The organism is Acinetobacter sp. CAU_H_56, from assembly GCF_058599425.1.
The window spans coordinates 2,208,049-2,228,755 of the sequence record NZ_CM178654.1 but is presented as its reverse complement, the minus strand read 5'-3'; the positions used below and the strand labels follow the sequence as shown (position 1 = coordinate 2,228,755).

The 20,707-nt window shown below is 40.4% G+C and carries 19 protein-coding genes and 1 tRNA gene; 11 read left to right on the top strand and 9 right to left on the bottom strand.

Translation table 11 applies throughout. The features are described 5' to 3' along the window. Positions 1-30: 30 nt before the first annotated feature. Entirely contained in the window at positions 31-195 is a 165-nt protein-coding gene (rubA, locus tag AC4MCC_RS10640) for a rubredoxin RubA (protein ID WP_004783011.1), read from the bottom strand. A 478-nt stretch (positions 196-673) separates the two neighbouring features. On the opposite strand from rubA, the gene AC4MCC_RS10635 reads away from it, so the two are divergent. Further along, a complete protein-coding gene (locus tag AC4MCC_RS10635) occupies positions 674-1,216 on the top strand; it encodes an adenine phosphoribosyltransferase (RefSeq protein WP_004783009.1) in 543 nt (180 codons plus the stop codon). A 38-nt stretch (positions 1,217-1,254) separates the two neighbouring features. Here the strand turns inward: AC4MCC_RS10635 and AC4MCC_RS10630 are convergent, their stop codons facing one another. Continuing rightward, positions 1,255-1,749, bottom strand: coding sequence for a YqiA/YcfP family alpha/beta fold hydrolase (locus tag AC4MCC_RS10630; protein WP_416656831.1), 495 nt, complete (start codon positions 1,747-1,749; stop codon positions 1,255-1,257). A 386-nt stretch (positions 1,750-2,135) separates the two neighbouring features. Here AC4MCC_RS10630 and lysS point away from each other — a divergent pair, with 386 nt between their 5' ends. Beyond that, a complete protein-coding gene (lysS, locus tag AC4MCC_RS10625; RefSeq protein ID WP_034704199.1) occupies positions 2,136-3,662 on the top strand; it encodes a lysine--tRNA ligase in 1,527 nt (508 codons plus the stop codon). Between the two features lie 274 nt (positions 3,663-3,936). Next, entirely contained in the window at positions 3,937-5,388 is a 1,452-nt protein-coding gene (locus AC4MCC_RS10620; protein WP_491885246.1) for a capsule assembly Wzi family protein, read from the top strand. 347 nt (positions 5,389-5,735) lie between these two features. Here AC4MCC_RS10620 and trpS read toward each other — a convergent pair whose 3' ends face one another. Next, the gene (trpS, locus tag AC4MCC_RS10615; protein WP_005234596.1) at positions 5,736-6,749 is read right to left on the bottom strand and encodes a tryptophan--tRNA ligase; all 1,014 of its coding nucleotides are present in this window, start codon (positions 6,747-6,749) and stop codon (positions 5,736-5,738) included. Between the two features lie 190 nt (positions 6,750-6,939). Between trpS and AC4MCC_RS10610 the strand changes: the two genes are divergently transcribed. Both AC4MCC_RS10610 and ypfJ read left to right on the top strand, forming a co-directional pair. Beyond that, positions 6,940-7,866: a DUF808 domain-containing protein gene (locus tag AC4MCC_RS10610; RefSeq protein ID WP_180053152.1), complete on the top strand. Its 927-nt coding sequence runs from the start codon at positions 6,940-6,942 to the stop codon at positions 7,864-7,866. Between the two features lie 48 nt (positions 7,867-7,914). Then, complete coding sequence (gene ypfJ, locus AC4MCC_RS10605; protein ID WP_284879837.1) at positions 7,915-8,817, top strand: KPN_02809 family neutral zinc metallopeptidase; 903 nt, start codon at positions 7,915-7,917, stop codon at positions 8,815-8,817. A 50-nt stretch (positions 8,818-8,867) separates the two neighbouring features. Here ypfJ and AC4MCC_RS10600 read toward each other — a convergent pair whose 3' ends face one another. Next, the gene (locus AC4MCC_RS10600; RefSeq protein WP_491885245.1) at positions 8,868-9,422 is read right to left on the bottom strand and encodes a hypothetical protein; all 555 of its coding nucleotides are present in this window, start codon (positions 9,420-9,422) and stop codon (positions 8,868-8,870) included. A 216-nt stretch (positions 9,423-9,638) separates the two neighbouring features. Here AC4MCC_RS10600 and AC4MCC_RS10595 point away from each other — a divergent pair, with 216 nt between their 5' ends. After that, complete coding sequence (locus AC4MCC_RS10595) at positions 9,639-11,138, top strand: cation:proton antiporter (RefSeq protein WP_179992115.1); 1,500 nt, start codon at positions 9,639-9,641, stop codon at positions 11,136-11,138. 65 nt (positions 11,139-11,203) lie between these two features. Next, complete coding sequence (locus tag AC4MCC_RS10590) at positions 11,204-11,500, top strand: MGMT family protein (protein ID WP_125278749.1); 297 nt, start codon at positions 11,204-11,206, stop codon at positions 11,498-11,500. Positions 11,501-11,538: 38 nt separating this feature from the next. Here the strand turns inward: AC4MCC_RS10590 and AC4MCC_RS10585 are convergent, their stop codons facing one another. Beyond that, positions 11,539-11,979 carry a universal stress protein gene (locus AC4MCC_RS10585; RefSeq protein WP_004782991.1) on the bottom strand — a complete coding sequence of 147 codons (441 nt, stop codon included), beginning with the start codon at positions 11,977-11,979 and terminating at the stop codon, positions 11,539-11,541. A gap of 240 nt (positions 11,980-12,219) precedes the next feature. Continuing rightward, positions 12,220-12,624, bottom strand: a complete 405-nt coding sequence (locus tag AC4MCC_RS10580; RefSeq protein WP_005171986.1) for a hypothetical protein — start codon at positions 12,622-12,624, stop codon at positions 12,220-12,222. Between the two features lie 176 nt (positions 12,625-12,800). Here AC4MCC_RS10580 and AC4MCC_RS10575 point away from each other — a divergent pair. After that, a tRNA-Met gene (locus tag AC4MCC_RS10575) sits at positions 12,801-12,877 on the top strand. Positions 12,878-13,081: 204 nt separating this feature from the next. On the opposite strand, the gene AC4MCC_RS10570 is transcribed toward AC4MCC_RS10575, so the two are convergent. The 3 genes from AC4MCC_RS10570 to gltA all read right to left on the bottom strand — a co-directional run bounded on the left by AC4MCC_RS10570 (position 13,082) and on the right by gltA (position 17,028). Further along, positions 13,082-14,707, bottom strand: a complete 1,626-nt coding sequence (locus tag AC4MCC_RS10570) for an NAD+ synthase (RefSeq protein ID WP_491885244.1) — start codon at positions 14,705-14,707, stop codon at positions 13,082-13,084. A 373-nt stretch (positions 14,708-15,080) separates the two neighbouring features. Continuing rightward, the gene (locus AC4MCC_RS10565) at positions 15,081-15,584 is read right to left on the bottom strand and encodes a hypothetical protein (protein ID WP_419363264.1); all 504 of its coding nucleotides are present in this window, start codon (positions 15,582-15,584) and stop codon (positions 15,081-15,083) included. Between the two features lie 169 nt (positions 15,585-15,753). Then, a complete protein-coding gene (gltA, locus tag AC4MCC_RS10560) occupies positions 15,754-17,028 on the bottom strand; it encodes a citrate synthase (RefSeq protein ID WP_004782984.1) in 1,275 nt (424 codons plus the stop codon). Positions 17,029-18,032: 1,004 nt separating this feature from the next. On the opposite strand from gltA, the gene sdhC reads away from it, so the two are divergent. From sdhC to AC4MCC_RS10545, 3 genes are read left to right on the top strand one after another with little or no spacing between them, the layout of a single operon-like run. Next, positions 18,033-18,431, top strand: a complete 399-nt coding sequence (gene sdhC / locus AC4MCC_RS10555) for a succinate dehydrogenase, cytochrome b556 subunit (RefSeq protein ID WP_419363266.1) — start codon at positions 18,033-18,035, stop codon at positions 18,429-18,431. Further along, positions 18,431-18,793: a succinate dehydrogenase, hydrophobic membrane anchor protein gene (sdhD, locus tag AC4MCC_RS10550; protein ID WP_067728971.1), complete on the top strand. Its 363-nt coding sequence runs from the start codon at positions 18,431-18,433 to the stop codon at positions 18,791-18,793. Before sdhC ends, sdhD begins: the two co-directional genes overlap by 1 nt. A 12-nt stretch (positions 18,794-18,805) precedes the next feature. Then, a complete protein-coding gene (locus tag AC4MCC_RS10545) occupies positions 18,806-20,704 on the top strand; it encodes an FAD-binding protein (RefSeq protein WP_419363269.1) in 1,899 nt (632 codons plus the stop codon). The last annotated feature ends 3 nt before the right edge of the window (positions 20,705-20,707 follow it).

Here is a 20,707-nt window from a genome sequence, read left to right as displayed (position 1 = left end):
CCATTGAATATGGTCTTTAAAAGAACATGATTAGATTTCAATCATTTCAAAATCGACTTTAGAAACACCACAATCCGGACAAGTCCAGTCATCAGGAATATCTTCCCATTTGGTACCAGGAACGATTCCGTCCTGAGGCCAACCTTCTGCCTCGTCATAAATCCATCCACAAACGATGCATTGATATTTTTTCATATAACTCTCCAAAACTGACCAACTGTAGCTGTCAGCTTAAAATCCACAAATGGCAAGACCCTAAAGAATATGACTTTTAATAGTAAACATATTTGGCTAAATTTTTACGCAGTTCTATTCATAAAGTAAAGCGAATAAAAGTTTAATCAGTGAAATTAACAGCAGAAAGGTCAGTCTCTAGATATTTCATTACTAGAAATATATTTAAGGTTAGGCAAAGAGTTGTATTTTTAGTTTTATAAAATACGCTTCTGACTTAGATTTTAAGCTGTAGACCAAAGTCGGGCAGAAAAAATGATTAAAATCAGTTAACTTAGACTTAGCAAAGTCTTTATTAAATATTTTTTAAAATAAATTTATATATTTAAATCAATTGGTTATTATTATTTTCTGCTTTAATATTGCACAGTCGTTGTTGTTACACATTGTTAATTTAGTTTAAAATTCACCTATTCCTTTCCTTGTTTAAAGATCTCCCATGAGCAATTTGTCTACTTCTCTGTGGTCTCACATTCGTACTGTCCAGAATTTCCCAAAACCAGGCATTTGTTTCTTTGATTTGACTCCATTATTCATGAATAATCTGGGTCCATTAACTGATGCTTTGATTGCCAGCATTCCTGAAGAAAAGCTTGCTGAAGTAGACAGCTTTGTGGCAGTAGAAGCACGTGGTTTCGTGCTGGCAAGCCTGTTGGCGCAGCGTACTGGCAAAGGCTTATTACTGGTTCGTAAAGCAGGTAAATTGCCGCCTCCAGTCGTAGGTGTAGGTTATAGCCTTGAATATGGTCTGGACCGTCTGGAAATGTCTGCAGAAGTTCAGGGACAAAAAGTGATTATTGTGGATGATGTACTGGCAACTGGTGGTACATTGAAAGCAGTACATGAGTTGGCTGAAAAATGTCAGCATCAGGTTCTAGGTGCGAGTATCTTCCTTGATCTGCCAGATTTACACGGTGAATTAGGTTTAGATATCTGGTCAGTACTTGACGATAAATCTCAGCCTGAAGCTGCAGTTGCTTAAGTCTGGATGATCAAAAAGCCCCAACTATTGGGGCTTTTTTATTGCCGGATAAAATGATATTCAATTTCCTGAATTAGGTCGTTAATCTGCTCAGGGTGTTCCAGACGATGGTGGCCACCTTCAATGGCATGAATTTGCATATAGTCTTCAAGCTGTGCCTGTGCTGCATGCATATCCAGAATTTCATCACCTAATTCCAGATAGGCCATTTGCGGAATATCATGCTGCAAATCACTGTCACAAATCGCAGGATAATCATCGCGAAAATTCGGTTGCAAGCTAGGATTCGCGATCACACAAGGGATCTGATGAGCTTGTGACATTTTTAGTGCCCAATATCCGCCCAGACTGTGTCCGACCAGAATATCCGGTTTAATGGTTTCAACCATTTCGTGGTAGAAATCGGCTACCGACTGGTAGCTCAGATTGCGATAATCCACATCTATACAATATTTATGTATTGCATCGATTGCATGAAATTTCGTGGACTGTTTTGACGAATCCAAGCCATGAAAAAACAATATTTTAGACATATTTTTACTCATTTTTATCGGACATGGCAAAGTCGTGGTCAGGGTGTTAAAACACCACCTTCTAATATGGTCATTATTGTAAAACGTCTATTTCGAGGAAGCAGTTAGCTATTGGTCTAAGCTGATACTGGATAAAAAGGCATAATTCGTACAGAAGGTTGAGGTCTTGGACTTTCATCTAATAAAAGTTTGGCAATATTCTAAAAAACCAATCATAAAATTCGAAACTGAAAATAACGCAAAGCATTTGCCTTTAAGAATTTCATATATCCAGAAATTTTTCTCAAGAAAAGCCACGTGTGGGAAGTCTTTACGCTACGATTTGATGCAGATTTCTGCTATTCTATGCAACTTCTATTTTTTAACTAATCTTATCCGAGGCAGAGATGACGCAAAATAACGCTCAATCGACTTCTGAACAAATCATTTCCGAAAACGATTTAATCGCACAGCGTCATGCCAAGTTAAAGCAGATTCAAGACCACGCAAAAGAAACTGGCGTTAGCCCATGGCCAAACACATTTAAACGTGAACATTATGCGCAAGACTTACAAGACCAGTTTGCTGATAAATCTAAAGAAGAAATTGAAGCTGGCGAACACGTTCATGTAAAAGTAGCAGGTCGTGTGATGTTAAACCGCGGTTCATTTATCGTGATTCAAGATATGACCGGTCGTATTCAGCTTTATGTTCCACGTAAAGAGCTTGAGCCAGAAGTACTTGCAACGATCAAAGGCTTGGATCTGGGCGATATCATTGCGGTTGAAGGTTATATTGGTCGTTCTGGTAAAGGCGACCTGTATGTTCATATCGAGCATTTTGAATTACTGACTAAATCATTACGTCCACTTCCAGACAAGTTCCACGGTTTAACTGATACTGAAGTGAAGTATCGTAAACGTTATCTTGATCTGATCGTAAATGAAGAAACCCGTAAAACTTTTGAAGTTCGTGCCAAAGTTGTTGCCGGTATTCGTAGCTTCCTGAACGACAAACGTTTTATGGAAGTTGAAACCCCGATGATGCACGTAATTCCTGGTGGAGCATCTGCGCGTCCATTTGAAACGCATCATAATGCGCTTGATATGCCATTGTTCTTGCGTATTGCACCTGAGCTTTATTTGAAACGTCTGGTTGTGGGTGGTTTTGAACGTGTGTTCGAAATTAACCGTAACTTCCGTAACGAAGGTGTTTCAACTCGTCATAACCCTGAATTCACCATGATTGAATTCTACCAGGCGTATGCAGATTACAAAGACCTGATGGAATTGACTGAGCAAATGCTGGAAAAATTGGCAATTGATATTCTGGGTACCACTGATGTGCCTTATGGCGATGAAGTCTTTAGCTTCAAAGGACCATTCAAAAAGATCTCAATGTTTGATGCCATTCTTGAGCACAATCCACAGTTCACTCCAGAAAATGTCAATGACCGTGAGTTCCTGGCGAAATTCATTCAGGAAGAACTGAAAGAACAGGTAAAACCAGGTTTTGGTCTGGGTAAACTGCAAACGATCGTGTTTGAAGAAACGGTAGAAACTCAACTACGTCAGCCTACATTCGTGACTGAATATCCAGCAGAAACTTCCCCATTAGCACGTCGTAATGATCAAAACCCGCATATTACAGACCGTTTTGAATTCTTTATCGGTGGTCGTGAACTGGCAAATGGATTCTCGGAATTAAATGACCCGATTGATCAGGCTGAACGCTTCCAGGCGCAGGTCGCTGAGAAAGATGCGGGTGATGATGAAGCAATGCACTATGATGCTGACTTTATTGAAGCCCTGGAATATGGTCTGCCTCCTACAGCAGGTGAAGGGATTGGTATTGACCGCCTAGTAATGATCTTTGCGAATGCACCAAGTATCCGTGATGTAATTTTATTCCCGCATATGCGTCATAAACACTAATGACTTATTCGAAAAAAGGCAGTTTTTAAAACTGCCTTTTTTATGTGTTCAGTATTTATCTTAAATAAAATTAAAACCCAGCACTATTTAGATCTATTTTTTTTATATTAGTGATTTCATTTTTTGTATTTCTATCTCATTTTTCGAAGCGATTTATTATTTTAAAAGTCAATTAAATCTAGGGTTTCATATTATACTGATACAGTTTCGCCATTGAATATTGTTTTTGAAATATCTATGGTTAGGCAAAAATAAACTTGAGAATATTGATCCCATGTTTCTAAAAAAACCATTATTAAGTGTACTTCTTACGACACTTTCACTTCCTGTTTTTGCTCAAGGGCTGGTTCTGAATGATGCAAATCTTCGTACTGACTTGAACTGGTTAAACCAGCAAGGGGTGATCCAGATCAGTACCTCGACCTGGCCGCTCAGTGGTGATGAAATTCAACGAGCTCTATCCAATGCACAAGTGAGTAACAAAGTACAACAACGTGTTATTGATTCAGTTCTGGCAAAATTAACAGCAGACAATCAGCAGCTCAAAGTAGGCTTATTTGCGGAAAGTGATCCAAAAGATATTCCTCAAGCCTTTGGCGATCAGCAAAAGGCACAATTTCAGGCAGCTTTAGAGTTTAATGCAGGTGGCGAAAACTGGGATGCCAAGCTCCGGGTTAATGCCGAAAAAGATCGACAAATTGAGAATGATCAGGATGTGAATCTGGAAGGATCTTATCTAGCAGGGAAACTCTGGAATCAATGGCTGATTGCTGGCCAAATTCCGACCTATTGGGGTCCAGGACATGATGGCAGCTTGATTCGTGGCGATGCTAGCCGCCCAGTATATGGCTTTATGGCACAGCGTGCAGAACAAACGGCTTTTGAAACTAAATGGCTTTCCTGGATTGGACCGTGGCAATATCAGGCTTTTGCAGGCCAATTGGATGATTATACTGCCGTTCCAGATGCCAAACTTATTGGTCTTCGTGTAACAGCACAACCTTTGTCTTACTTGGAGCTAGGTGCTTCTCGTGCGATTCAATGGGGTGGGGAAGGACGTCCTGAAAGCTTAAGTTCATTATGGGATGCTTTTGTCGGGAATAAAGATAATGGTGGTACGGGTGAACCTGACCCATCGAACCAGATTGCGGGTTTTGATGCACGCTTGAATCTGTTTCCTTTGACACAGGTGCCTATGGGCTTCTATGGGCAATATGTTGGTGAAGATGAAGCGGGTGGTCTGCCTGCGAAGAAAATGTATCTGGCTGGAATAGACTATTCTGCAACTGTAAGAAATATGCCATATCAACTTTATACAGAATGGGCAGATACACGTACCAATGGTAAAGTACGTGGGGTTTCTTATAATCACAGTACTTACACTGATGGTTTTTATCAGCATGGTTATCCGCTGGCACATGCTTTAGGTGGCGATGCACAGATGGTTTCAGTAGGTGGTGATATCCGTTTTGATCCGATGAACCGTTTATCTGGGCGGGTATTGTTTGCTGAAGTGAATCAGTCCGAACGTGCAAGTGCAAATAATGCTGCTTTTGCTTTTGATGATGAAATTAAAGCATTAGATGTCACCTGGTCGCATTATATTCGACCAGAAATGCCACTTAAAATTAATGCCTGGATAAGTGACTCAGATGTAAATGGTCAGGATGGCGGTGCCTCTATTGGAATTGAAATTCCATTAGAAAAAGGCTTGTTCAAATATTAATATTCAAGACACAATAAAATCCTGCTCATCTGGCAGGATTTTTTATTTTTTCAAAAATTTCAGACAAAAAAAACGCAATGATTGGGGTTGTCATTGCGTAGAAAAAGGAAGTTTCTTTCAAAACTAAATCAAGATTAACTGTGGAGAGAGTTAAATTTGATTCCTTACTGTATGTAAGTATAGTAGGACTCATTCTCATGTGACTCATCAGTATTCATGTTAATAGATGTTAAGTAAGGTTAAAACTATGAAGAATCTGTGTGGAAATTTGCCTTATTTTTGCGCATTTTGGCCTTAAATAAAAAAAGCCCTTCATATGAAGGGCTTTTTTTTAAATATTGTCTAGCTTAGAAATGGAAAACACCTAAGCCTGTTTTCACTTCATCTAAAGTGGCCTGTGTAATATCACGGCATTTGTCTGTACCCGTTTTCAAAATATCCATAATGTAATCCGGGTCTTTAGCCAGTTCCATACGACGTTCACGAATCGGACCGATCAACTCTTTCAGAATACCTTCCAGACGTTTTTTCACCGTACCATCACCTAAACCACCACGGCGATAATGTGCTTTCAGTTCTTCCAGTTCTTCTTTATTGGTGTCGAATGCATCAAGGTAAGTAAATACCACATTGCCCTCAACCTGGCCAGGATCTTCGATGCGCAGGTGATTCGGATCGGTATACATCGCATTGACAGCTTTTTTGATGTCTTTATCAGAAGCATCCAACACAATGGTATTGCCTAGAGATTTAGACATTTTTGCTTTGCCGTCAAAACCTGGTAAGCGTCCCACATTAGAAAGCAGCGCCTTACATTCAGGCAGTAATTCACGGCCAATCTGACGGTTAAGGCGACGTACGATTTCGTTGGTTTGTTCGATCATTGGAATCTGATCTTCGCCTACTGGAACTACAGTGGCTTTAAAGGCTGTGATATCTGCTGCTTGAGCCACTGGATAGCATAAGAAACCTGCAGGAATATCACGCTCAAAACCACGCATCTGAATTTCTGATTTAATAGTCGGGTTGCGCTCTAGACGTGAAACTGTCACAAAGTTCAGATAGAGCATAGTCAGTTCGTTTAAGGCTGGCAGGCAAGACTGAACACAGATTGTAGTTTTAGTTGGATCAATGCCGACAGCCAGATAATCTGTCGCCACTTCAATAATATTGCGACGTACTTTTTCAAAGTTATCTGCATTATCTGTCAAGGCTTGAGCATCAGCGAGTAACAAATGTTGATGGTGAGAATCTTGTAAACCTACGCGAGAGCGTAATGAACCGACAAAATGGCCAAGGTGAAGCTGTCCGGTAGGACGGTCGCCAGTCAAGATTACTGGACGATTATCTTGATTACTCATTATCTATTCCAAAAAGTAGTCTGTACTACATCAATATTTTAACGAATGGCCACATTGTACGGCATTCTGTTTTTGAATGTCAGCCAGAAAAAAAAGCCGTAGTAAAAAATCTTATTAATTAAACAAGTGAATACAATATTTTTTTAATATTTTCATTAAAATATGTCTAAAGGTGATAAGGATAACAAGAATGGCGAGCAGCTTATTAATATTATTGGATGATATTGCGACTGTTTTAGACGATGTTGCCGTGATGAGCAAGATGGCTGCAAAAAAGACAGCAGGTGTCTTGGGGGATGACTTGGCATTAAATGCCCAGCAAGTCAGCGGTGTACGGGCAGAACGTGAACTTCCTGTGGTGTGGGGAGTAGCCAAAGGTTCTTTTATTAATAAGCTGATTCTTGTTCCTTTGGCTTTACTTATTAGTGTGGTTGCACCCTGGTTAATTAATCCTTTACTGATGATTGGTGGTCTATTTCTCTGTTATGAAGGCGTAGAAAAAGTCCTGCATAGCTTAAAGCATAAGAAAGCTAAGACTGAAGAAGATGCTGAGGCTGAATTCACTACGATCGAAACCGATTTGGCTACATTTGAAAAAGAGAAAATTAAGGGTGCGATCCGAACTGATTTCATTCTGTCAGCGGAAATTGTAGTGATTTCTTTGGGCACCGTGGCAGCCGCAGCTTTTACCACCAAGGTCATCGTACTGGCAGGGATTGCCATATTAATGACAGTCGGGGTGTACGGCTTCGTTGCCATGATTGTTAAAATTGATGATCTAGGTTTGTACCTGACTAAGCAGGCATCCAGCTTCAAGCAAAGTATAGGCCGTGGATTGCTGGCTTTTGCCCCTAAATTGATGAAAACCCTGACGATTGTAGGTACGATTGCAATGTTCCTGGTCGGTGGGGGGATTATTGCCCATACCATTCCATGGTTTCATCATTTCACTGAAGATTCGGTTGATTATGTAGAGCACATTCCTAGTCTGGGCAGTATTGTAGGGGCTGTTACGCCTACACTGATTAATCTGGTGATTGGTTTTGTGGCAGGATTAATCGTATTTATCCTGATTGGCTTTATTCAAAAAATCAGATCAAAATCAAAGCAGGCATAAATCAGGCCCGTTAAAATAAGCTGACTTTAAACTATAAGGAATCTCACTATGCGCTGGAAAGGACGTCGTGTTAGTAGCAATGTAGAAGACCGTCGTGGCGGTGGTGCCAAAGCCGGTGGAATCAGTATTCTCGGGTTGATTATTGCTTTTGTGGCCTGGAAATTTTTTGGTGTTGATCCACAGCAAGCCTATCAAACCACCAAGCAGGTCACGCAAGGTGTTTCTAGTGCAGAAACACGGGGACTGGAAAATCCAACGCCAGAGCAGCAAGAAGCGATCGATTTTGTAGGAACTGTTCTTGCCGATACAGAAGATACCTGGTCTCAAGTATTTCAGCAGCAGCTGAACCAGCAATATACTCCGCCTAAACTGGTTCTATTTAGTGGGGTAGTAAATTCTGGTTGTGGTACAGCGCAATCGGCTATGGGACCTTTCTACTGTCCGGCAGACCAGAAAGTTTATATTGATACGGCATTCTTTAAAGATATGCGTACTCAAATGGGAATCAGCGGGGAACAGAACTCAACCGAGTTATCTCGCAATGATCAGGCAGGCGATTTTGCTCAAGCCTATGTGGTAGCACATGAGGTGGGTCATCATATCCAGACCATTTTAGGTATTTCTTCAGAGGTACAGCAGGCACGTCAACAAGCCACTCAAGCTCAGGGCAATCAGCTTTCTGTACGTCAAGAACTACAGGCGGATTGTCTGGCTGGGGTATGGGCTTATCATAACCATGAGCGTACTCAGTTCCTGGAGCAGGGTGATGTGCAGGAAGCCATGGATGCGGCACACAAGATCGGTGATGACTATCTGCAGAAAAAGGCACAAGGCCATGTCGTACCGGATAGCTTTACGCATGGTACCAGTGCACAGCGGGTAAAATGGTTTAATACTGGTTTGAAATCGGGACAAATGTCTGCTTGCGATACTTTTAATCAAAATATCTAAAATTAAAGATCAAAAAAAGGGGAGCTAATGCTCCCCTAATGATTGAATAGTTATTTTTCCAGAAAACGACGGAAGTTTTTCAAAATCTTGATACTGACAAATAAGGCAGCCAAGGCAAATAGCGAAATCGCAAAGAGAATATATTTTAAATCGCTGATGTCATTATTATAAAATTGCTTCAATTCATTTCTGGAATAGCTGAGTTTAGTGATCTGACCAGTTCGACTATCTTGGAACTGAATATTTTCAATATAAAAATAATTTCTCACTTTTACTAAATTAACATTTTGAATCTGCCGGGTATGTGACTGATTATAGTCATCAGTACATAGGGCAGCATAATGCTCACAGCTAATTTTTGCTACATAACCATTTCCGGCAATCAGGATAAACAGCGCGTTGTCTGGACGTTGATTATTAGACACCAGTACATATTGCGCTTTGGCACTGCTTTTTAAAGGAATGCTCACGGCTTGCTGATAATATTGATCTGCTTTCAGGATTTCCTGAACTTTGGCAACACAGGTAAACATCAAGGAGAGTGTGACCAGAAAAATGACAGCAGCGAGACATAGACGGAATATGGTTTTGACAGTTTGATGCATGGGAGAAAATTTCTAAATAGAAAGGAGGAGTGAGCAATAAAGTGCTTTAAGGCTGTATGTTAAATCATCAGTTGTGAATATTGAAAAGAAACTTAACTTAATTCGAAAAAAAATGGGACTAAACTTGATCCGCTAAAATATACTGTTTTTTTAAATTTATATTTCAAGTAAATCTTTCAGCTCACGGCTGCAAATTGCCTAACCTCAGGAAACCTAATGGGAAGTTTCTTTTTTTTACAACTGTTGACAGTGGTCTTTGCTCTGTCAATTGCCACTACCATGTTCAACAAACGTGTTCTAAGTTTTCCTCAAGCCATTGGTGTGCCGATTGTTTCCGCTATTTTTGTTTTTATCCTGCAATGGTGTGCAAGTCTGCTACAGGGTAATCCATTTTTTAGCATCAATATTGATAATATTGAGAAAGCAGTCCGCCATGTCGATTTTTATGACTTCCTGATTAATGGGGTGATCTGTTTCATTCTGACATCATCCGCATTGAAGTTTAAGGTTTCAGATTTACGCAATCACTGGCGGCCGATTGGTATTCTGGCCAGTCTGGCATTAGTTTTCTGTGCAGTTTTCTTTGGTATTGCGCTATACGGTTATCAGTTCCTGATTGGTAACCACGTCGATATATTGGTCCTACTATTGCTGGGTGCTGCGCTCGGAGCAACGGATCCAATTGGGATTAAAGGTGTACTCAGTTCGGTACGCGCACCCCATCATTTGATCGTGAAGCTGGAAGGTGAGTCGCTGTTTAATGATGCGATGTGTATTGCATTATTTATGACCTTACTGAATGTACTGCAAGGTGAAAACTTTACCGTACTCGCCGTCCTGCAAACATTGCTTTATGAAATTGTCGTGGCAGTCTTGATCGGGATCGGTTTTGGTCTGGCGATTCTACGTATTCTGCGCGGTAAACATGAAATGGAATCACTGATATTAACTACTGCACTGTTGGCTTGTGGTTCATATCTGATTGCTTTACTGGCGCATGCTTCTGCACCAATTGCCTGTGTAATTGGCGGCTTGATCGTCGGTAATAAATGGAAAGAAATTCTGGCTGATGCAGACATCGGTGATGTAAACCATTTCTGGCATACGGTAGAGGGGATTATCAATTCCTTCCTGTTCACCTTGATTGGTCTGGAACTGTTCATTATTGATCTAAGTACCAGTCTGGTTCTAGGCGGAATTGTTGCTTTCATAATTCTGCATTTGGCGCGATTCCTGGCCAATCATCTGTCTTTTGCATTATTCCCTAGAATGCGCAAGAAGAGTTATAACGGCAGTTTAACCATTCTGTCTTGGGGTGGGGTACGTGGCGGGATTTCCTTAGCCCTGATTCTGGCAGTGGCCAATATTCCACAACTGGAAGCGTATAGCAGTATTCTGATTGGATATACCTTCATTGTGGTACTTCTTTCCGGGGTGGTTTGTGGCCTAGGTTTGCCAGCCGTGATGAATGCCTTTTATTACAACCCGAATGAAGAAACCCAAGGTTTTAAGGGTTGGTATCAGCGGATGTGCCACAAGATGAACCGTCGCGGTTTTCAGTATATTGTAGGCGAGGATGCAAATGGAAATGAAACCATCACTATCTTCCAGCCTGAAATGCTGATTGATAAGAAAGATGCCGATGGTGTAGCAACGGTACATCATCCTGACAAAGTACAAGAAGTGAAACGTTTAGAGAATCCGGAGAATTTCTAATTATTAGAATTTTCTATCAAGACTGAAAGCCTATGACATCAAGTGCAAGCCAGGAAATGGCACAAATGATTCTGAGTGTGGTCAGCCAGATTCCTTATGCGAAGGTAGCGACCTATGGACAGATCGCTAAACTGGCTGGCTTACCCAAACATGCGCGTCTGGTGGGTAGGGTTTTAAGTCAGCTTGATACAGAAACCGATTTGCCCTGGCATCGTGTCCTGAATGCTCAAGGTAAGATCAGTCTCAATAAACTGGATGAATATGGACATAATATTCAACAGCAAAAGTTAGGCGCAGAAGGGATTCTATGTGCTGGAAATCGGGTCAGTTTAAAGCAGTATCAATGGGATGGATTTGTTTGAAAGAGAAATCCCCACTTGATTGAAGTGGGGATTTTTTATTACTTACGGATGACCATTACAGGAACATTGGCCTGTCCCAAGATGCTTTGCGCAACACTTCCTAGGAACAGTTTCTTGAAGCCAGTGCGGCCATGTGAACCAATCACAATCAGATCAGTATTCAAGGATTCTGCCGCCTTGACAATTTCGCTATAAATCACCTGACCTTCGAGTAGCTGAGTCTCTGCATCAATACCTGCCGCAGCAAATTTTGCTTTTGCTTCGTCAAGTGTCTTCAGAATCGCAGTACGGGCACGTTCAACCAAGTCATTGGTTTGAGCTGCTGTGATGTATTCAGCTGCGATATAGGGATCAAGTGCCAGCACCTGAACCACTGTCACTTTACTGTTAAATGCTTTGGCAATTTCGACGGCTTTATCGACTGCAGCGTAGGAAGTTTCTGAACCATCAACAGGTACTAAAATATGTTCAAATGACATTAGAATTCTCCTTATCGGAAATAAGTTTTATAAAAATATGACGCGTTAAAATCGTGTACGAATTGTTGTTTATACTTTGATCATAGCCTGTATTGTATAAAAATAAAACCAAGTAAATACATAGGTATAATGTCTAATAGATTAAACAGTTAAACGCAGGTTTCTGAGTTTTAAGTTTCATGGTTTATTGATTTTAAATAATTGAATTATATGGATTTACAGAAATATTCAAGCTGATTGTCAATCACATTGAATGGATGCCGGGTCCAATTTGATTTGTGGTGCCAGTTGTTCATATTGATTTAAAATCGCCTGCGTCTCAGGTGCGAAAATTTGTTGTTGCAGTTGCTGGATTTTATGTTCGTTCACATGCAAACGTGCACAATAGAATGCAATCTGATTTTCTTTGGCAATGGCCAGTCGTTGAGTCTGATCATATTCCGGATAACGCTTGATTTGCTGTTGAGCCCGACTTAATTGCGCCAAGGTGCGTTTCTGTTGCATGCTCATGAATTGTTGATGATTAATCCACTGTGCCACATCGCGACGTACTCCATTGTAGTTGACAAAAATAGGAGAAATCACCTGGCAGGCGGTGATTGCTAAAGTGCTAAGCAAAAGAATCAGTATGTTAATTTTGTACATCGGTGAAAGCTCCAATCATTAAAGTTCTTCATAAGAATATGTGAAATACCAAATAAAAAATCTAATATTGTTTAAAGTTTAAGAGTTTATTCTTCATTTGCATAAAGACTGAACATTTGTGTTTTAAAATGCTTGACGATAGCACCTGAAATTACGATAATGCGCACACAGTTTACGGCTATGTAGCTCAGTTGGTTAGAGCACCGCACTCATAATGCGGGGGTCACAGGTTCAAGTCCCGTCATAGCCACCATTTTAAAAGACCAAGCTCTCAGCTTGGTCTCTTTTTTTGTGCCATAAAAATATCAATAAAAAATTAAGAGAAAGTTCTTCTAAATATCTGTCTGTTTAAATTCTTGAATCTTCTTTTAATTTCTTAACTCTATTTATTGCTTAAAGATAAAAAAATGCCCAAGCATTTACTTGGGCATTATAGCTAATCTAGTTTTGTTAAAACTTAGATACCTGCTTTCCAACCATTAACGACCGGATACCGACGTTCACGACCATAAGAACGCGAGCTGATACGTGGACCAATCGCACCCTGACGACGTTTGTATTCGTTAATATCCACCAAACGAATCACTTTTTTCACAACTTCAGCTTCAAAGCCTTTGGCAATGATGTCATCTTGACTCAGATCTTCTTCAATATAAGCATAAAGAATCGCATCAAGTACTTCATAAGCTGGTAATGAATCCTGATCGACCTGATCTGGACGAAGTTCTGCAGATGGTGGACGGGTAATTACACGCTCAGGAATCACTGGAGTTTCGGCGATGCTATTACGGTATTTTGCCAGTTCAAATACAATGGTTTTATAAACATCTTTTAATACCGCGAAGCCGCCGACCATATCGCCGTATAGCGTACAGTAGCCAACGGCAAGTTCGGATTTATTACCGGTTGCCAGAACCAGATTGCCGAACTTGTTAGACAGCGCCATTAATAGCGTACCGCGTGCACGTGCTTGCAGGTTTTCTTCAGTGGCATCTACAGGGGCATTGCCAAAGAAGGGATACAGGGTTTGCAAGAAGCCACTTACAATCGGGTTAATCTCGGCAATACCGAAAGTTACACCCATGGTTTTTGCCTGTTTAGTGGCATCTTCTACACTGATCTGAGCAGTATAGGTATAAGGCATCATCACTGCTTGAACTTTGTCAGGGCCAATCGCATCTGCTGCGATGGCAAGAGTAAGGGCAGAGTCAATACCACCAGACAGACCCAGAATTACACCTGGGAAACCTGAACGCTGTACATAATCACGGGTTGCCATCACCAGACTTTGATAAATCTCGGCCATAGTTTCTAGGGCTGGAGTAATCGTGCCTTTGCTGAACTCTAATTTTTCTGCATCATATTCAGCGATATACAGGCCTTTTTCAAAGCTAGGTGCTTGCAGAGCCACTTCGCCTGATTTATTGAGTACAAAGCTGGTACCATCAAAGATTAGATCATCTTGGCCACCTACCTGGTTACAGTACACTAGATTGATATTCAACTGTTTGACCAGCGCAGCCATGGCATAGATACGGTGTTGCGGTTTGCCGACTTCATATGGAGAAGCATTCAGAACCAGTGCAGTATCAATATTCAATTGAGCCAGCTGTTGAACCGTAGATAATGACCAGACATCTTCACAGATCAGAACACCAAACTTGTGTCCCAGATATTCGAAGACCAGATGCTGATGTCCTTCACCAAAATAGCGTTTCTCATCAAATACACCATAGTTTGGCAGAGTCTGCTTATTATAAACCCCTAAAACTTCACCATCTTTCATGACGGCTGCTGAGTTATAACGTTCACCATCTTCAGTCTGATTGACAAAACCGAAGACCATGACGATATCTTTTACTTCAGTCAGTTTCTCAAACGCCAGTTTTGTACGTTTAGCCAGACTTGGACGAATTAATAAATCTTCAGCCGGATAACCTAAAGTTGAAAGTTCAGGGAAAATAATAAGATCAGCATTATCTTTTTTGGCCTGATTTGCCAAATCTATCATTGTCTGCGTATTTGCATCTAAATTGCCCACATGTGGAGAGAATTGAGCAATCGCAATTTTAAAACTTTTCATTCCAATTAAGTCCTATTCCTATAGGTGAATACACTAAATCACTGATTTTTAAAATTCTAATTATCCAGCTGAGTGCAGTTTGATACGAACAAAATGCCAAATGGCCAAAATTAAAAAAGTCATGACCGCATGATCATTAAATCTTGATTTGCGAGCTAAAAATATCATACTTGGCTTATTTTATCGAAATTTGAGGCAGATGCTAGAGCTGTTTCAGGAGAATTGAAACAGATACACAAAGATATGATCAGAAATGACTTATTATGGTGCTTTTTTATTCTGGTAAATGCACAAAAATACTCAATTGGATTTAAATGAGTTTATTTTCCAAAAATATAAATCAACAGAATACTTGAGTGAAAAATATTCAATATCATCTGCTTAACTGATTTTTTAAAATAATATTGGGGATTTTTTTTAGAAAAATATCGCGTGCAATATCTCCCTGTTGTTCAATGTTATAGTCTAAAAAGGATTTGTTGGGATTAAATTGATATTTGTAAGGATTATATTTTCCCATAGTTAAAAAATAAGCGGCCTGCAAAAAAGCACCCTTAAACAACACATTAATATTTCGCTGATATTGATAAATATGTGCCATTTCATGAATGAAAAGCGCCTGATAAGAACGGCTTTCTTTAGAATAATCAGCCCGATAATTCAGGTTACGCACATGAATATAACCACTTGGTGCCATGATCACATGCTTGGATTGCCAGGGCAGGAAAGGGTGATTCATGACGCGGACTGTTGAATAGTCAATCAGGTCAGCAAAGACTTGCTGGCAAAGCTTGATTTCCCCTGAAGTCAAATTCCGGCTTTTAAATTGATCAAAACGAACCATTCTCAGGATAAAAGGAAGCAGGTAAAACAGCATTAAAACTCAATCCTTAACGATATAAGAGTACTTTCTAGAAATTTGCAGAAATTGAAAATTCTTCAGGCTTGCTATTTTAATTTTTTCACATCTTTATTGTGTTAGTTTTTGTCAGTTATAAAAAAACCACCCAGAAGGGTGGTTTTTACGTCTTTCAACGCTAACTGAATTAACGGTTGATGTCGCGTTGAACTTCGCCAGTGTAAAGCTGACGAGGACGACCGATCTTATAAGGACCGCTGTGCATTTCTAACCAGTGGCTGATCCAACCAACTGTACGTGCAAGCGCGAAGATCACAGTAAACATTTCTGTTGGGATACCAATCGCTTTAAGGATGATGCCTGAGTAGAAGTCTACGTTAGGGTAAAGGTTACGTTTGATGAAGTATTCGTCAGAAAGCGCGATACGTTCAAGTTCCATAGCAAGAGCAAGCTGTGGATCGTTGATGCCAAGAGCACCAAGAACTTCGTCACAAGTTTCTTTCATTACTTTCGCACGTGGATCGAAGTTTTTGTACACACGGTGACCGAAGCCCATGAGTTTAACTTCTTTAGTTTTCACTTTTTCCATGAAGCCAGCAACGTTTTCTACAGTGCCGATTTCATCAAGCATCTTAAGAACAGCTTCGTTCGCACCACCGTGAGCAGGACCCCAAAGTGCAGAGATACCAGCAGCGATACATGCATATGGGTTAGCGCCAGTAGAACCAGCTAAACGTACTGTAGACGTAGAAGCATTTTGTTCGTGGTCAGCGTGAAGTGTGAAGATACGGTCCATTGCTTTCGCAAGGATTGGATCTACTTTGTAGTCACGGTCTGCTGGAGTAGCAAACATCATGTACAGGAAGTTTTCAGCGTAAGTCAAATCGTTACGTGGGTAAACGAATGGTTGACCAACAGTGTACTTGTAGCTCCAAGCTGCCAAAGTAGGAATCTTAGCGATTAAACGAATCGCAGTGATTTCACGATGGTTAACATCTTCGATGTCCAGATTGTTGTGATAGAACGCAGACAACGCACCAACAACACCAACCATGATTGCCATAGGGTGAGCATCACGACGGAAACCGTTATAGAAGCGGCTTACTTGATCGTGAACCATAGTGTGGTTACGAACTTTAGCGTCGAATTCTTCTTTTTGCTCAGCTGTTGGAAGCTCGCCATTAAGAAGTAAGTAGCAAGTTTCTAGGTAATCAGCTTTAGTTGCTAACTGGTCAATTGGGTAGCCACGGTGTAAAAGAACACCTTTATTACCATCGATGAAAGTGATTTTAGACTCGCATGCAGCTGTTGCCATAAAACCAGGATCAAAAGTAAAGTGACCTGCAGCCAACACATCTTTAACGTCGATTACATCTGGGCCCAATGTGCCGCTGTAAATTGGTAATTCAATTTCTTTGCCATCAAGCTGTAAAACGGCTTTCTTGCCAGTTGCTTCAGACATTCAATAGATCTCCTGTCCTGGTGAATGTATATCCGAGTTGCCTATCAATCTTTTAATGCACAAAACGGACGGATCAAAAATTTGCTATAAGATTAGTGGCTACTGAAATTTTGTCAATTATACTTATGGATGAAAAATGACATTCTCACAGTGGTTTAGTCATTTATCTTGGTATAAAAAGTTTAATAAAATCACAGTACCAAACCTCTATAATAAGTCAAATTGAACAGAAGGTGCAGAAAAAAATATGGTCTTTGCCGTATTTGTAAGCGTTTTTTCCTAGCAAAAAATAAAGGAGAAATTGAGAAAATATTCTAAGGCTGAAACTTAAAATTATATAAATCTCGTAACTTACATCGATTTCCTTAAGTTTTTACTTCAAACTTGAATTATAAATAAAAGCAATAAATTTTCTTTTTGGCTCTGTTTAATCGGCTAAAAAATAGCTCGTAAATTTGCTTCACTTTGTTTAATACAACTTAAACAAAAATAAATAAGTGTTTTTTTGAATATAAAATGTCTAAAAACATCAAAAAAACTATGATCTACAAAGAGATAAGTAGGTTTTAGTATAAAAATTCTAAATTGAGATGCCTTTATATAAATAGTCATTATTTATTTGTGAAATATATCCTTATGATTTTACTTGGAATTAATAAGGACTTAGAGGCGAAATTACATTTTTGCTGTTCATCTTTAGTCTAAATCTACTTAGTCGAAGCTTGGCTAGATAACAGACTAAATTAATCAAGTTAATTATTAAAAAACAAATATCTAGAATGAAAATATAAAGATAAAGCAAGTAGGGGAGAGTTTAAAGTTGTTGTTAATGATTCTTATTTAAAGGTTTTTTATTTAAAAAGCAAAATACAGTTGTTTGTATTTTAATAGTTCACGTTTTATAATTCAGTGTCGTTTTATGTTTAGGCATGTATTTGCCTGATAATGCCAGCTTTCCTTCGAATTAATTCCAACAAACTCCGGATGGAGTTTTTAACTACAGGATGCCCGCTGTGAAAAGCAACAGACCTGTCAATTTGTCCATGGGTCAAGTTTTAGAAGTAAACTTAAAATCACCCGTGGCTATTGCATCAATTCTACACCGTCTTTCAGGTGTCATCGTATTTTTACTCGTACCGGTACTTCTATGGATTTTGGACAAGTCATTGTCTTCTCCAGAAGGTTTTGCGCAAGTGCAAGAAATCATGAATGGTTTCATTGTTCGCTTCATCGTATGGGTATTTGTCGCTGGTTTAATCTACCACTTCATCGCTGGTGTTAAGCATTTACTTGCTGACGTTGGTGTAGCAGAAGAACTGCAAAGTGGTCGTACTGCAGCTACTATCGCATTAATCTTGTCAGCAATCGGTATCGTTGCGTCATTTGTATGGATCGTACTCTAATGAAAAGTGCTACTGGTTTAACGGGTTCAGGTTCTCGCGATTGGTTTCTTCAACGTGTGAGTGCAGTTGTATTGGCTGTATATACTGTTGTTGTTTTTGGTTGGATCCTTTGTAATGGTGGTTTCAACTTCGAACAGTGGTATGGCTTTATGATGACAACTCCAATGAAGATTATGTCTTTATTGGCAGTTTTCTCTCTTGTTGCACATGCATGGATTGGTATGTGGCAAGTATTCACTGACTATGTGACTACTCGTCAAATGGGTCCATCAGCATCAGGTTTACGCATTGTATTGACTTCGGCAGTGATTATCGCTGTATTAGCATACGCAATCTGGGCAATCCAGATTTTCTGGGCTTGATAGGAAGAGATCATGGGCGCAATTAACCCTAAAGAAGATTACACAAATATTCCACACGAAACTTTCGATGCTGTCATCGTTGGTGGTGGTGGTTCAGGTATGCGTGCATCTTACCAACTTGCTCAAGCTGGTTTAAAAGTTGCTGTACTGACTAAAGTATTCCCAACACGTTCACACACTGTTGCTGCACAGGGTGGTATTGGTGCATCTCTTGGTAACATGCAAGAAGATAATTGGCACTACCACTTTTATGACACAGTGAAAGGTTCTGACTGGTTAGGTGACCAAGACGCGATCGAGTTCATGACTCGCGAAGCGCCACAAGTCGTTTACGAACTTGAACACCTAGGTATGCCATTCGACCGTAACGCAGACGGTACAATTTACCAACGTCCATTTGGTGGTCACTCTGCAAACTATGGTGAAAAAGCAGTTCCACGTGCATGTGCTGCAGCCGACCGTACAGGTCATGCGCTTCTTCATACGCTTTATCAAAGCAACGTGAAAATGGGTACTCAATTCTTCGTAGAATGGATCGCACTTGATCTTATTCGTAACGAAGCAGGCGATGTCCTTGGTGTAACAGCAATTGACCAAGAAACAGGTAAAATTGCCGTATTCCAAGCAAAAGCAACATTGTTCGCTACAGGTGGTGCTGGTCGTGTTTACCGTGCATCGACTAACGCATATATCAACACTGGTGACGGTCTTGGTATGGCTGCTCGTGCGGGTATTCCATTACAAGATATGGAATTCTGGCAATTCCACCCGACAGGTGTTGCGGGCGCAGGCGTATTGTTAACTGAAGGTTGTCGTGGTGAAGGCGCAATCCTTCGTAACAAAGACGGCGAACCATTCATGGAACGTTATGCACCGACTCTGAAAGACTTGGCTCCTCGTGACTTCGTATCACGTTCTATGGACCAGGAAATCAAAGAAGGTCGTGGTTGTGGTCCTAAAGGTGATTATATCCTTCTTGATATGACTCACTTGGGTGCTGACACCATCATGAAACGTCTGCCATCTGTATTCGAGATTGGCAAGAAATTCGCGAACGTTGACATTACTAAAGAGCCAATTCCTGTAGTACCTACAATCCATTACCAAATGGGTGGTATTCCTACAAATATTCATGGTCAGGTAGTTGTTCCTGAGTCTCCAGAATCTGAAGCTCTAGTAACGAACTACGACAAGAATACTGATACCTATTCTACTAACCAAGAAGGTCGCAACTTCACTAAACCAGTGAAAGGCTTCTATGCGATCGGTGAATGTTCATGTGTATCTGTACACGGTGCAAACCGTTTAGGTACAAACTCACTGCTTGATTTGGTTGTATTTGGTAAGGCTGCTGGTCAGCACATCATCGACTACGTGACTAAGCACCACGGTGATGAGTATGAACCGCTTCCTACAACTGTGCTTGAAAACACAATTAAGCGTGTTCGTAAGTTGGATGAATCAACAACTGGTGAGAATGCTCAAGAAGTTGCTGATGCAATCCGTGACATCGTTCAAGACCACGCGGGTGTATTCCGTACAACTGCGCTGCTTGAAGAAGGTGTAAAACAAATTCTTGCAATTGAGCCGCGTGTTCGCAACATTCACTTGAAAGACAAATCTAAAGTATTCAACACTGCACGTATTGAAGCTCTAGAAGTTGAAAACCTGTATGAAGTTGCTAAAGCGACCTTGATTTCAGCTGCTGCACGTAAAGAATGTCGTGGTGCTCACACTGTGGTAGATTTCGAATTACCACCAGATCACCCAGAGTATCCATATGGCCGTCGTGACGATGAGTGGATGAAACACACTTTGTGGTTCTCTGCTGACAACCGTCTTGAGTACAAGCCAGTGCGTTACAAACCGCTTTCGGTTGATGCAATTCCACCGAAACCACGTACATTCTAATCA